Genomic DNA, 13,022 nt, shown 5'->3' with positions numbered 1-13,022 from the left:
CGACCGGGCGCCCACCGCCGCTAAGGCCACCACGTCGCGAATGACCGGCGAGTGGGGGAGTGGGACGCCGTCGGCGTCGAAACGTGCGGCGCACGACGGCGTCGCGTTCGGTGATCCGAGCGGCGCGCATCGGGTGGTAGGGTTCCGGGCGGCCGGGTTCGCGGGTTAGAGTGGCCGGGTAATTGAATGGACAAGTATTGGCCCGGATGTGCGAGGAGCCCCGTGAACAACCGCAAGCAGCAGACCCAGGACCGCGCGGCGAAGGTAGCGGCGATGCGGGCCGAGGCTGCGGGCAAGGACAGGCGCCGCAAGGCCATCATCTTCGGCACCGCGGGCGCGGTCACCCTCGGCCTCGTCGCGGCCGTGGCGGTGCCGCTCGTGAGTGCCTCCCGGGATCGGGCCGCGATCCAGGCCGCCGTCGACGCCCCCATCGATGGCGTCGAGGAGTTCGACGGCCTGAGCGCGAACCACGTCGCCGGTGCGGTGGAGTACCCTGGCTACCCCCCGGCGGGTGGCGACCATGACGCGGCCTGGCTGAACTGCGGGATCTACGACGAGCCGGTCCCGACCGGGAACGCGGTGCACTCGCTCGAGCACGGTGCCGTGTGGATCGCGTACGACCCGGAGCTGCCGGCCGACCAGGTCGCCCTTCTCACGGAGGCCGTGCAGGGTGAGGCATACGCGATCCTCGCCCCGAACGAGGACGTAGCCGCCCCCGTGGTCATGAGCGCCTGGGGGCGCCAGCTCGAGCTCGACGACGCCGCCGACCCCCGCCTGCCGGTCTTCCTGGAGAAGTACCTCCAGGGTGAGCAGACGCCCGAACCGGGTGCGACCTGCGTCGGCGGAGTGGGCACGCCGGTCGCCTGAGCGAGAACACGACGACGCACCCCGGGCCCGACGACCACGCAGCCGACCCGGTGCCCCTCAGGCCCGGTATGACCACGCAGCGCCGGTTCGACCAGTTCGACGGCGCCCGCGCGCCCGAGCCGCCGCGCACCCACGCCCGGGACCGGCCCCCGTCCGAGCGGTCCGTCGGGATCCCCCCGGGGCGGTGCCCGAGGCGTAGCCTCGACCCCATGGTGAGCCGCCGGTACGCGGCACTGCTCGGCGTGGTCGTCGTCGGGTCCGCGGTCGCGCTCGCCGAGGTGCTGGTGCGGATCGCGACCAGCGGCCCGGGCCCGGTCGAGGCGGTGGCCGAGGCGTTCATCGACCTGACACCGTCGTGGCTCAAGGCGCTCGCGATCGACCTCTTCGCCACCGACGACAAGCTCGCGCTCGGCGTCGGTATCGCGGCCGTGATGGTGACGCTCTCCGCCTGGGCGGGCGGGCGGGAACGACACCGCCGCTGGGCCGGCGCCGGCGTCGTCCTCCTGATCGGGGCGGTGGCCGCGCTCGCCACCGCGTCCCGGCCCGAGGGCGGCCTCGTCGCGGCATGGCCGGTCGTCGCCGCCACGGCTGCCGGGGCGGCGGCCCTGACCGGCCTCCTCGCCCCCGACGCCGCACCGGACCCCGCTCGGGCCATGGTCGACCGGAAGGTGCTCGACCGACGCCGGCTCTTCCAGGGCGCGGGCGCCGTCGCGGTCGTCGCGCTCGCCGGGGCGGGCGCGAACCGCGCCTTCACCGCACGCGCCGGCCCCGCACCCGCGCCGGTGGCCCTGCCTGCCCCGGCGAGCCCGGTGCCCGCCCCGCCGGCCGGGGCCGAGGTGAATGTCGAGGGGGTCGCGCCCTTCCAGACGCCGAACGCGGACTTCTACCGGATCGACACCGCGTTCTTCGTGCCCCAGGTCGAGGCGGCCACGTGGGAGCTGCGGGTCCATGGCCTGGTCGAGCAGGAGGTCCGGCTCACCTGGGACGAGCTGCTCGCCGCCCCGCTGATCGAGGCCTGGGTGACGCTGTGCTGCGTGTCCAACGAGGTCGGTGGCGAGCTCGTGGGCAACGCCCGCTGGCTCGGCCTGCCCGTGCGTGAGCTGCTCGCCCGCGCCGGCCCGCTGCCCGGGGCGGACATGGTGCTCTCCCGCAGCGCCGACGGCTTCACCGCCTCCACACCGCTGGAGGTGCTCACCGACGAGCGCAACGCCCTGGTCGCCGTCGGGATGAACGGCACGGCGCTGCCGGCCGCGCATGGGTACCCCGTCCGCCTCGTGGTGCCGGGACTGTACGGCTACGTCTCGGCCACCAAGTGGGTGACCGAGCTGAAGGTCACCCGGTTCGCGGACGAGACCGCGTACTGGACCGACCGCGGCTGGTCCCCGCGCGGACCGGTCAAGCTCTCCTCGCGCATCGACGTCCCGCGCGGCCGCGCGGTGGACGCCGGCGAGGTCGTCGTCGCCGGCGTCGCCTGGGCCCAGCACACCGGTGTCGCCGCCGTCGAGGTACGGGTGGACGATGGCGCGTGGGAGCCCGCCGAGCTCGCCACCGACGTCCACGTCGACGCGTGGCGTCAGTGGGTGTACCGGTGGGACGCCCCGCCCGGGTCGCACCACCTCGAGGTGCGGGCCACTGACCGGGACGGCCTGGTGCAGACCGGGGAGCGGGCCGGCGTCGTCCCCGACGGCGCCACCGGCTGGCACCGGATCGACGTGCAGGTGCGCTGAGCGACGACGGACGGGTGCCGGCCGCGGGCGGCGGGTGCGTACTGCGTGACGGGTGCCTGCTGTGGGCGTGGGGTGCCGCCTGTGGGCGGTGCACGGCGTCGAGGTTGCGGTCAGCGGCGCGTGGAGCGTTGGTACTGCCAGGTCGCGAGCGGGACGAAGACCACCAGCACGAGGCCGGCCCACAGCAGCGTGTACAGCTCGGGGTTCTGCAACGCCCACGACGTCGGCGCGGGCGTGAGTGGGTTCGGGTCCGGGTTGCCGAAGTTGTCCCGCGCCGCCTGGGTCACCGCCGAGACGGGGTTCCACTCGGCGAACGTGCGCAGCGGCCCCGGCAGCGTCGAGAGCGGGACGAAGGTGTTCGCGATGAAGGTCAGCGGGAAGATGATGACGAACGAGGCGTTGTTGACCACCTCGGGGGTGGGGACGATCATCCCGACCCACGCCATGATCCCGGAGATCGCGTAGGCGAAGACCAGCAGCAGCGCGAAGCCGAGCAGCGCCTCGGGCACGGACGTGCGGATGCGCCAGCCGACCACCAGCCCCGTCAGGCCCATGACCACGAGCACGAGCACATTGTTGACGACGTCGGAGAGGGTGCGCCCGGCCAGCACCGCCGAGGAACTCATCGGCAGGGAGCGGAACCGGTCGATGATGCCCTTCTTGATGTCGTCGGCCAGCCCGGCGCCGGTGATCGTGGCACCGAAGACCACGGTCTGGGCGAAGATCCCCGCGATGAGGAACTCCCGGTAGGCCGCCCCACCGCTTTCCGGGGCGATGGCCCCGCCGAAGACGTACGCGAAGAGCAGCACGAACATGATGGGCTGGATCGTGGTGAAGACCAGCAGGTCGGGCACCCGCTTGATCTTGATGAGGTTGCGCTTGGCGACGACGTGCGCGTCGCGGACCGCGGTCGCGATGTTCATGACTCCTCCGTGGCTCGGCCGGTCAGGGCGAGGAACACGTCGTCGAGCGTGGGCCGGCGGATGCCGATGTCGTCCACCGACAGTGCGGCGCCGTCGAGCCGGTGCAGCGCGTCCACCAGGGGGCCGGTCCCGCCACGCACGGGCAGGACCAGCAGCCGGGTGCGCTCGTCGCGGGTCGGCGTGGACACCGCGAGGTCGGCGAGCAGCGCCTCGGCGGCGTCGAGCTGGGTGACGTCGGAGACCTGGACCTCCAGGCGCTCACCGCCGACCTGCGCCTTGAGCTGGTCGGCGGTGCCCTGGGCGATGAGCCGGCCGTGGTCGATGACGACGATCTCGTCGGCGAGCGTGTCCGCCTCGTCCAGGTACTGCGTGGTCAGCAGCACCGTGGAGCCGCCCGTGACCAGCGTCTGGATGATCTCCCACATGTCCAGGCGCGAGCGGGGGTCCAGGCCGCTGGTCGGCTCGTCGAGGAACAGCACCGGGGGGTCGGCCACCAGGGCGCCGGCCAGGTCGAGACGACGGCGCATCCCGCCCGAGTAGGTCTTCGCGGGACGGTCCGCGGCGTCCTCGAGCCGGAACTGGGCGAGCAGCTCCCGCGCCCGATCGCGGCTGCGCCGGCGGGGCAGGTGGTAGAGTTGGCCGATCTTGTCGAGGTTCTCGAAGCCGGTCAGGTACTCGTCGACGGCGGCGTACTGGCCGGAGAGGCCGATGCGCTCGCGGACCGTGCGCGGCTCGGTCAGGACGTCCGCCCCCGCGACCGTGGCGGTGCCCGAGTCCGGGCGCAGCAGCGTGGTGAGGATCCGGATGCACGTGGTCTTCCCGGCCCCGTTGGGCCCGAGCAGGCCGAGGACGGTTCCGGTGCGGACGTGAAGATCGACGCCGTCCAGCGCGACGACGTCGCCGTAGCGCTTCGACAGGCCGACCGCCTCGATGGCGTGGGTCACGGGAGCGAACGTACGCGCTCGCGGCCGGCGCGACCAGGACGAATCGGGCGTCGTGACGGCTGGACGGGCCCGTCCCGGTGGCCCGGGTGTCGGAGTCGGCCGGGCGCTGGTTCAATGGGCCGGACCATGCTGGAGAGCTCCGGAGGTCCCGATGAAGGTCGAGTCCCACACCATCTCGTTGTCGTGGATCCCGGCGGAGTCCGTCGCCGCGTGGCTGCGGCACGGGCTCGAGGTCGGGCTCACCGACGGCGGCACCCCGCCCCTGGCCGCGCTACCCGACGTCGCGGCGGTCCAGCGCCTGCGGCCCGACGACCGCTTCCGGTCGGCCAACGTGCTGGGCGGGTACGCGGAGTTCGACGACGCCGGAGCGGCCACCGCGTGGGGGTACGCGGAGGGCCCGGGCGGTGTCGTCGGCTCGACCACCGTGCGGCTGCCCCACACCGGCGCCACCTTCGGCGGGTACGGTTTCCCGACACTGCGGGAGGAGCCGGTCGTCGAGGACGGCCTGGTGCACCTGGTGCAGACCTTCGGTGGCCGCTGCGGCGTGCCGCTGCCGAGCACCGAGGGGGACGGTCCCGTGCTGTGGCAGGCACCCCTCGTGTGGACCACGCTCACGCTCACGCTGCGCTCCGACGGCACCGCCGACGTCGCCATGCCCGGGGCGAGTGCCTTCCCGCGCCACTGGGTGTACGGCGCCGACGGCACCATCACGCTCCGGGGCGGGCTCACCGACCAGGCCGAGTGGCTCCGCGCGGCGCTCACGCACCGCACCCCATGGGGCGCGCCGCAGTCCCGCACCGTGGTGACCGCGTCGGAGCAGGCACTCGGACGCCAGCTCACCGGGATCCTCCGCGCCGGCCGGGCGCCCAGGTTCCGGGACGTCCCGGCCGGGACCGTGCTCGCCACGGCGGGGGAGTCGGCCGGGGCGATGTTCGTGGTCCTCGGCGGCGTCGTCGCGGTCGAGCACGACGCGCAGACCGTGCACGTGGGGGCGGGCGCCGTCCTCGGGGAGCGGGAGGTCCTCGGCCCGCGGCCGTGGGCTGGGACGCTGACCAGCCGCACCCCGGTGCGGCTCGCCGCCGTGGACGCGGCGGACATCGACGTGGCGAAGCTCGGGGCCGTGGAGGAGCTGCGGGACGGTGCGCCGGGCGGGCAGCCGATGGCGCACCGGTAGATCCGGGAACACGCGCCGGTGACCACCCGTTGAGCAGAGTGTGAAGAAGGACCGCAAGGACAGCCCCACAGAGCCCCCGCCGAACCTTCCCGCCCCGTGGAACCGGCCGGATCCGCACACCCGTGCGGCCTCGGTCCGTCAGACCGTCCGCCGCGCCGAACCCAGCGAACGGTTGGCGGACACGCTCGAGCTGGTGGACCGGCTGTCGAACCTCAGCGACTCCCGAGACCAGGTGTTCCGCACCATCGAGCAGCTCACCGGGCTCCGCCTCGGGGAGCTGCAGGCACTCGAGGCCGTCGACGAGGGCGCCGACCACCCCCGGGAGGTCGCCCGCCGCACCGGTCAGACCGCCGCCGCGGCCACCGCCACCTGCGACGGCCTGATCAAGAAGGGCCTGCTCGGGCGTCACCGCCACGAGTCCGCCCCGTTCGGGGAACCCGGGCTCATCCACGCGACGACCGCGGGTGAGGTGGTCCTCGGGCAGGTCGAGGGGCTTCAGGTCCGGCTGACCGACTCCGTGCTCGGCAGCCTCGACGAGGAAGAGGCCGAGCGATTGCACACGGCGGTCGTCCGGGCCGGTCGGCGCCTCGCGGTGGCGGGGACGTCGCGTTCGCCGAACGCGGGGCTCATCGCCGGCGCGTGATGCGCGACCCGGGCCCCTCGTCCCGCAGGGGGCCGGGCCAGGTTGGGAGCGGGCCGGTCTGCCGGGCCCTCAGACCTCCGCGCCGATCCCTCGGAGCTGGATGTCGATGAGCGTGGTGACATAGTCGTCGATGCCATCCTTCAGCCGCGCCTTGCTGCTCGGCGTGCTGAGGATGATGTGCACCAGCACCGCGCCCTCGATGGCGTCCAGGAGTTGGTCGACGGGAGTGTGGGCCGGGAGTTCCCCGGCCTCGACGGCCTGTTCGATGCGGCTGGCGAAACTGAGCAGTCCTCGGCTGATGCCCTCCTTGCGGATCTCCTCGAACTCGGCCGGGTTCGCCTGGGCCGCCGAGTACAGATGGGCCAGCGCCGAGCCATGCTCGCCCAGGTAGAGCTCGGCGCGGGCCTTGGTATGGGCGAGGAGGTAGTCGCGGATGCCGACCTGCTCGTTCTCCGCAGGGGCGTACAGGTGGGTGTCCAGGTCGCGCAGGGCGTCGAGGAGGAGATCGCGTTTGTCCTTCCACCGCAGGTAGATCGAGGACTTGCCGATCCCTGCATGGGTGGCCACACCGTCGAGGCTGAGGCCCGACCAGCCCTTCTGGCCGAAGAGCTCGAGCACGGCGCGGTACGCACGGGCCTCGGTGTCCGCGTGGCGGGGTCGGCCAGGGCCGCGGCGGACCGACGCTTCGGTACCTGCGGAAGTCTGCTGCTGGGACATGTTCTCGACCCTCTCGTCGCCTTGCCTGCAGAGATTACCGGCGAGCGGTCCCGAATCGACGCGAATGGGGCAGACCTCGATGGGCAGTTCTGGTGGGCGGTCCTCAGCGCTTTGCCGGCTCGACCACGCCACGCCAGCGGTCCGGGGTGAGCGGCTCCGGCAGTCGTTCGGGTCGGGGGTGCTCAGCCCGCGCGAGGTCCTCGCACAGTTCGACCGCGGACGTGAGCAGCCCGCGCAGCATGACGTCGGCGTCCGCCACGCACGCCGTGGCGATGCCCGGTACGGCGAAATCCAGGACGACCGGGCCGGGGTGATAGCGCACGGGCCCGATCGCGCCGTGCGCCATGAAGTCCCCGGCCCACCGGTGGGCCAGGGGCACCCCCTCGAGCGCGGCCTTCGTCGACGGACGGAGTTCGCCCCCGGATCGACCGTCGCCCGTCCGCAGCATCCGGTCCACGCTCAGGGCGCCGACGGCGAGCGCGCGTTGGGTCTCTTCGGCCACCACCGGCAGCGCCGTGATGGCCGCGAGGAGGGCGATCTCGTGGTTCCAGCGCGGGTCCGTGCTCGTGAGGCCGATCATCGAGGGGATGAGCGGCGCGAGCAGCGGGCGTGCCTCGTCGCTGGTGCAGTCGTTGACCAGACGCGCGAGATGCGCGAGCAGCGGGTGCGTGCACCCGGGCCGGTCGCTCCACCGCTCACCGGCGAGGAACGAGGCCAGTTCCATGAAGCAGGCACCGCGACGCGGGTTGCGATGCTTGCCACGCCCGAGCATCGGCAGCATGTCTGGTTGATCGGACGCCATCATCGGAGATCACCGGCTTCGGCACTGGATGCGTTGACCTCACCAGTGTGCTACCCGGCTCCCTGGCGTGCAACGGGTCACCGCTTGGTGTGCCTGGTCGACCGCAGGCACCGGGTCGGAGTTCGGGCGCCGGACCGGCGGTGCGTGGTGCCCGTCAGCAGTGCGCGGCGGCAACCGCCAGCGTGAGCGCTCGTTCGAAGTTCTTCTCGCGTTCGTCGGCGTCCATGTCCCGGGAACCGTCGAGGAGGTGGTCGGAGATGGTCAGCACGGTCAGGGCCTCCCGGCCGTGCTGGGCCGCGACGCCGTACAGTCCGGCGGCCTCCATCTCGACGGCGAGGGTGCCGTACTCGGCCAGCTTCTGGACCTGCTCGGGAGCGTTGCCGTAGAAGTTGTCGCGCGAGACGACCTGGGCGACGTGGACGTCGTCGGCCCCGCCGGCCGCGGCCACGGCGGCCGCGACCAGGTTGTAGGAGGCGACGGCGGAGAAGTGGATCCCGGGGATCCGGTGGGCGTTCATCCCCGAGTCCGTGTGCGCACCGAGCGCGATGACGACGTCGCCCACCTTGACGAAGTGCGCGAGCGCCCCGCCCGTGCCGACCCGGATGATGCGCTGCACGTCGAACTGCCCGTACAGCTCGTTGGCGTAGATGCCGAGCGAGGGCATGCCCATGCCGGAGGCCATCACGGACAGGGGCCTGCCGTTCACGGTGCCCGTGTATGCGCCGATGCCGCGTACGTCGGAGACCTTGCGGGCGTCCGGCATGAGCAGGGCCACGATGCGCTCGGCGCGCCGTGGGTCCCCGGGCATGAGGACGGCGGGGGCGAAGTCGCCCTGCTCGGCGGCGATGTGCGGGGTGGCCATGGGAACTCCTCGGGTCGTGGTTCGGGGCCATGCTCGCACGGGGTGGCACGGTGCCGCCGCGTGACGTCGACCTCGGCATGGCACTGCGTACCCGGGTAGGCGGGAATGTGCGAAACGCCACAGCCCGGCCGGCGGATCGGAGGCCACATCGCGGAGGGGATCGCGCGAACCGTCCCCAGTGAGGATACTGGGGCGCGCAGACGGAGGCGACCCCTCCCGTCCCGGCGAGCTCCGACCCATCGCGGTGGGTACACCTGAGGGAAAGATGACGATGAGCAAGGCGAAGATGCACACCGAGCGGGAGCAGTGGTCGGGTCAGCTCGGCTTCCTGCTGGCCGCGATCGGCTCCGCGGTCGGGCTGGGCAATATCTGGCGGTTCCCCGCCATCGCCTACGACAACGGCGGTGGGGCGGTCCTCATCCCCTACCTCGTTGCCCTCCTCACGGCAGGTGTTCCGATCCTGCTGCTCGACTACTCCCTCGGGCACCGCTTCCGCGGTTCGGCGCCCGCCGTCTTCCGGCGGCTGGGCAAGCGGTTCGAACCGCTCGGCTGGTTCCAGGTGGCCATCGCATTCGTGATCGCCACCTACTACACGGTCATCATCGTGTGGTCGATCCGGTACATCGGCTTCTCGCTCTCGCTCGCCTGGGGCGACGACCCGGGCGGCTTCTTCATCGGCAGCTTCCTGGAGGACGCCGGCCCGACGATCACCGCCGACATCGTCGGTGGCATCTTCTGGCCCATGCTGGTGCTGTGGGTCGTCACGCTCGTGATCCTCGCGCTCGGTGTGGCCAAGGGGATCGAACGGGCGAACAAGGTGTTCCTGCCGCTGCTGGTCGTGCTCTTCGTGGTCCTCGTGGTGCGTGCGGTGTTCCTGCCCGGCGCCCTGGACGGCCTCAACGCCTTCTTCACCCCGAACTGGGCGGCGCTGGCCGACCCCGGCGTGTGGATCGCCGCCTACAGCCAGATCTTCTTCTCGCTGTCCATCGCCTTCGGCATCATGCTCACCTACTCCAGCTACCTGCGGCGGCGCTCCAACCTCGTGCCGGTCGCCTATGTCGCCGCCTTCGCCAACTCCTCCTTCGAGGTCCTCGCCGGCATCGGGGTGTTCTCCACGCTCGGTTTCATGGCGTTCCAGCAGGGCATCTCCGTCGGGGAGCTGGAGGGCATCTCCGGTGTGGCGCTCAGCTTCATCACCTTCCCCCAGATCATCTCGATGATGCCGGGTGGCCCGATCTTCGGCGTCCTGTTCTTCGGGTCGCTGACGCTGGCCGGCTTCACGTCCCTGCTGTCGATCATGCAGGTCATCTCCGCGGCGTTCCAGGAGAAGTTCGGGCTCAGCCGCGTGCAGGTCTCCGCCCTGATCGGTGGCGTGTGCATGCTCATCTCGCTCGCCCTCTTCTCGACGACGTCGTCGCTGGCGATGCTCGACACGGTCGACCACTACACGAACGAGATCGGCGTGGTCACGTCCGCCATCCTCATGTGCCTCATCGCCGGGTTCGGGCTGCGCAAGCTGCCCGAGCTGCAGGCGCACCTCAACGCCGTCTCCACCGCCCGAGTGGGCGCCTGGTGGCGCGTGCTCGTCGGTCTCGTCGTGCCGATCGCCCTCACTTACATGCTGGTGACCACCGTCGTCGACCTGGTCACCACGCCGTACGGCGACTACCCGTGGACGTTCGTGAACATCGTCGGCTGGAGCACGATCGGCGCCATGGTCCTGGCCGCGTTCGGCTACACCCTGGTCCGCTGGCGCCGCCCGGTGGACGACTTCACCCCCGACCCGCTTCCCGGTTTCGCGGGCGTGCCCGCGCACCGCGGCGGGCAGAGCAGCCCGGAGGCCCGGCGATGACCACCGTCGCAATCATCATGATGATCGTCGCGATCACCCTCGTGTGGGGTGGCCTTTTCGTCGCGATCCGTTTCCTCCTGCGGCACCCGCTCGACCCCACCGACGAGACCACGGCCATCCTCGACGGCGACGAGGACGCCGACCTGAACTGGTAGCGGTGACGCCCGCGACCGGAGCCGGCGCCGTCGGCGAACGGCGACCGACACCTGACAACCGACAACAGTGCAGACGACGGCCGGAGCCGACACCGGTGCCGGATGCCGACGTCGGCCGGGAAGGGAAGCCGTGAAGATCGTCCTGGCCCCGGACTCCTTCAAGGAGTCCATGACCGCGCCCGAGGCCGTCGAGGCCATGGTCCGCGGCATCCGGGCCGTCCTGCCGGATGCCGAATGCGTGCGCGTCCCCATGGCCGACGGCGGCGAGGGCACCACCGACGCCCTGGTCGCCGCGACCGGGGGCGAGGTCGTCGAGGTCGCCGTGCACGACGCCCTCGGCCGGCCCATCACGGCTCGGTACGGCTACGTGGCCACGGACCGCCTGGCCATCGTCGAGGTGGCCGCCGCGGCAGGACTGCACCTGCTGGCCCCCGAGGAGCGCGACCCGCTCGCCGCGAGCTCGGGTGGCGTCGGCGAGATGATCCGCGACGCCCTCGACCGCGGGGCACATCGGCTCCTGGTCGGCCTGGGTGGCTCCGCCACCAACGACGGCGGCGCCGGGATGTTCCAGGCGCTCGGCGCCGACCTCCGCGACGGCGACGGCGCCCCACTGCGCGGCGGTGGGGGAGCGCTCGCCCACCTCACCACGCTCGACCTCACCGGGCTCGACCCCCGGCTCGCCGGCGTCGACATCGAGATCGCCTCCGACGTCACCAACCCGCTCCTCGGCCCCGACGGTGCCACCGCCGTCTTCGGCCCGCAGAAGGGCGCCACCGAGCAGATGATCACCCACCTCGACGCCGCGCTGACCGGATGGGCCCGGGCACTCGAGCGGGCCACGGGCCGGGACGTCACCCACGTGCCCGGGGCCGGTGCCGCCGGTGGTCTCGGCGCGGCGTTCCTGGCCCTGGGCGCCACGATGAGCAGCGGCGTCGACGTCGTGATGCGCGCGGCCCGTCTCGAGGAGCAGCTCGCCGGTGCCGACCTCGTCCTCACCGGCGAGGGCGCCATCGACGGGCAGACCCTACGGGGGAAGACGCCGTACGGCGTCGCCCGGGCCGCCGCCCGGCACGGGGTCCCGGTGATCGCCTTCGCCGGCCACGTCGGCACCGGCGCCGAGGCACTCTACGACCACGGGTTCACCGCGCTCGTGCCCATCGTGCGGGCCGTCGGTGACCTGCCGACCGCCCTCGCCGCCGGCGCGGCCAACCTCGAGCGCGCCGTCGAGACGGTGTTCCGCCTGCTCGCGCTGCCCATCGAGGCGGGTGTGCGCCACCAGGGGCCACCTCCGTAAACTTGGCTCGTGATGAGCGGCGGAGATGCGACATTCACCGACGGCCAGCGGCCACGAGGCGACGGGGCTGCCGGCAGCGCCCCCGCTGCGGACGCCCCCGGGCCCGGACCCACCGCGGCGGACGCCCCCGGCCCGGCGGCTCGGGCCTTCCGGCCCCTGTACGCGGTCCTGTCCGAGCGGGCCGACTCCGACGCGCCGGCCGTCGTCGAGCTGACCGACTCCGGCCCGGGCGCGTCGTCCTGGTCCGAGCTGGCCGTCCGCGTCCACCATCTTGCCCTCGGGCTGGCCGACGCCGGGGTACGGCCGGGCCACCGCGTCAGCCTCCTGATCACCCCCGGCGCCGATCTCACCACGGCGGCCTTCGCGTGCCTGCGCCTGGGTGCCGTCGTGATCCTCGCCGATTCCGGCCTGGGCGTGCTCGGGCTGCACCGCGTGATCCGGGCGGTCGAAGCGGAGGCGCCGGACCACATCATCGGCATCGAGCGTGCCATCGTCGCGGCTCGCCTCCTGGGCCTGCCCGGGCAGAAGTTCATCGTCTACCGCCGGCACGGCCGCGTGGTGGGCGAGGGCGGCCTCGTCGACCACCTCCCGCCGCGCACCGCGCACTCCCGACGGCGAGCCCTGGGCATCTTCGGCTCCGTGCGGGAGCTCCGCGCGCGGGGCGCGGTCCTCGCCGCGGCCGGGGCCGCGCTGCCCGCCGAGCCCGAGCCCGACTCCGATGCGGTGATCCTGCTGACGGGGGCCGCGGCGGGCATCGTCCACACCCACCGGCGCCTGGCCGCCCTGCGCGACACCGTCGGAGCCCAGGGGCCCACGCACCGGCTCGTCGCCGGTTCCGCTCTGTACGCCCTCGTCGGGACCGCGCTCGGCGCCACCAGCGCAGCGCTGGACACCGGGCCGGCCGCGATCACGCCCGCCGAACTCGCCCGCGCCGTCACGGCCGTCGAGCAGTCCGCGCTCGCCGCGCCCGGCGCCGCGGTCCCGGCCGTGGCGGACCACGACGCCGCCTCGGCGGCGGAGGGCACCGTCGTCGTGCTCGCGACGGCGGCACTCCTGGACGTC

Annotated in this window: 13 protein-coding genes; 8 read left to right on the top strand and 5 right to left on the bottom strand. The window is 72.9% G+C overall.

Translation table 11 applies throughout. The annotated features are described in order from the left end of the window. Window positions 1-222 precede the first annotated feature (222 nt). Window positions 223-867, top strand: a complete 645-nt coding sequence (locus ACYC1Z_RS10950; protein WP_461409560.1) for a DUF3105 domain-containing protein — start codon at window positions 223-225, stop codon at window positions 865-867. A gap of 209 nt (window positions 868-1,076) precedes the next feature. Beyond that, window positions 1,077-2,594, top strand: coding sequence for a molybdopterin-dependent oxidoreductase (locus ACYC1Z_RS10945; protein ID WP_461409559.1), 1,518 nt, complete (start codon window positions 1,077-1,079; stop codon window positions 2,592-2,594). Between the two features lie 110 nt (window positions 2,595-2,704). Here the strand turns inward: ACYC1Z_RS10945 and ACYC1Z_RS10940 are convergent, their stop codons facing one another. Then, the gene (locus tag ACYC1Z_RS10940) at window positions 2,705-3,517 is read right to left on the bottom strand and encodes an ABC transporter permease (RefSeq protein WP_461409558.1); all 813 of its coding nucleotides are present in this window, start codon (window positions 3,515-3,517) and stop codon (window positions 2,705-2,707) included. Then, window positions 3,514-4,461 (bottom strand): ATP-binding cassette domain-containing protein, encoded by a 948-nt coding sequence (locus tag ACYC1Z_RS10935; protein WP_461409557.1) that lies wholly within the window; start codon window positions 4,459-4,461, stop codon window positions 3,514-3,516. Before ACYC1Z_RS10935 ends, ACYC1Z_RS10940 begins: the two co-directional genes overlap by 4 nt. A gap of 151 nt (window positions 4,462-4,612) precedes the next feature. On the opposite strand from ACYC1Z_RS10935, the gene ACYC1Z_RS10930 reads away from it, so the two are divergent. Beyond that, on the top strand, window positions 4,613-5,635 hold the full coding sequence (locus ACYC1Z_RS10930; RefSeq protein ID WP_461409556.1) for a cyclic nucleotide-binding domain-containing protein: 1,023 nt from the start codon (window positions 4,613-4,615) through the stop codon (window positions 5,633-5,635). A 40-nt stretch (window positions 5,636-5,675) separates the two neighbouring features. Continuing rightward, window positions 5,676-6,278, top strand: a complete 603-nt coding sequence (locus tag ACYC1Z_RS10925) for a MarR family transcriptional regulator (protein ID WP_461409555.1) — start codon at window positions 5,676-5,678, stop codon at window positions 6,276-6,278. A 69-nt stretch (window positions 6,279-6,347) separates the two neighbouring features. Here ACYC1Z_RS10925 and ACYC1Z_RS10920 read toward each other — a convergent pair whose 3' ends face one another. The 3 genes from ACYC1Z_RS10920 to ACYC1Z_RS10910 all read right to left on the bottom strand — a co-directional run bounded on the left by ACYC1Z_RS10920 (window position 6,348) and on the right by ACYC1Z_RS10910 (window position 8,659). Further along, window positions 6,348-6,995: a TetR/AcrR family transcriptional regulator gene (locus tag ACYC1Z_RS10920; RefSeq protein WP_461409554.1), complete on the bottom strand. Its 648-nt coding sequence runs from the start codon at window positions 6,993-6,995 to the stop codon at window positions 6,348-6,350. Between the two features lie 103 nt (window positions 6,996-7,098). Continuing rightward, entirely contained in the window at window positions 7,099-7,776 is a 678-nt protein-coding gene (locus ACYC1Z_RS10915; RefSeq protein ID WP_461409553.1) for a hypothetical protein, read from the bottom strand. Window positions 7,777-7,951: 175 nt separating this feature from the next. After that, window positions 7,952-8,659 (bottom strand): purine-nucleoside phosphorylase, encoded by a 708-nt coding sequence (locus ACYC1Z_RS10910; protein ID WP_461409552.1) that lies wholly within the window; start codon window positions 8,657-8,659, stop codon window positions 7,952-7,954. 271 nt (window positions 8,660-8,930) lie between these two features. Here ACYC1Z_RS10910 and ACYC1Z_RS10905 point away from each other — a divergent pair, with 271 nt between their 5' ends. The 4 genes from ACYC1Z_RS10905 to ACYC1Z_RS10890 all read left to right on the top strand — a co-directional run. Then, window positions 8,931-10,511 carry a sodium-dependent transporter gene (locus ACYC1Z_RS10905; RefSeq protein WP_461409551.1) on the top strand — a complete coding sequence of 527 codons (1,581 nt, stop codon included), beginning with the start codon at window positions 8,931-8,933 and terminating at the stop codon, window positions 10,509-10,511. Continuing rightward, window positions 10,508-10,666 (top strand): methionine/alanine import family NSS transporter small subunit, encoded by a 159-nt coding sequence (locus tag ACYC1Z_RS10900; RefSeq protein WP_461409550.1) that lies wholly within the window; start codon window positions 10,508-10,510, stop codon window positions 10,664-10,666. The genes ACYC1Z_RS10905 and ACYC1Z_RS10900 overlap by 4 nt, the downstream gene beginning before the upstream one ends. Before the next feature lie 130 nt (window positions 10,667-10,796). Continuing rightward, a complete protein-coding gene (locus ACYC1Z_RS10895; RefSeq protein WP_461409549.1) occupies window positions 10,797-11,960 on the top strand; it encodes a glycerate kinase in 1,164 nt (387 codons plus the stop codon). A 12-nt stretch (window positions 11,961-11,972) separates the two neighbouring features. Further along, the coding region (locus tag ACYC1Z_RS10890; protein ID WP_461409548.1) for an AMP-binding protein at window positions 11,973-13,022 on the top strand (1,050 nt) is incomplete at its 3' end.

The sequence above is a fragment of the Georgenia sp. genome (genome assembly GCF_054605595.1).
The sequence above is the reverse complement of the archived record's forward strand: the minus strand, read 5'-3'. Positions and strand labels throughout refer to the sequence as shown.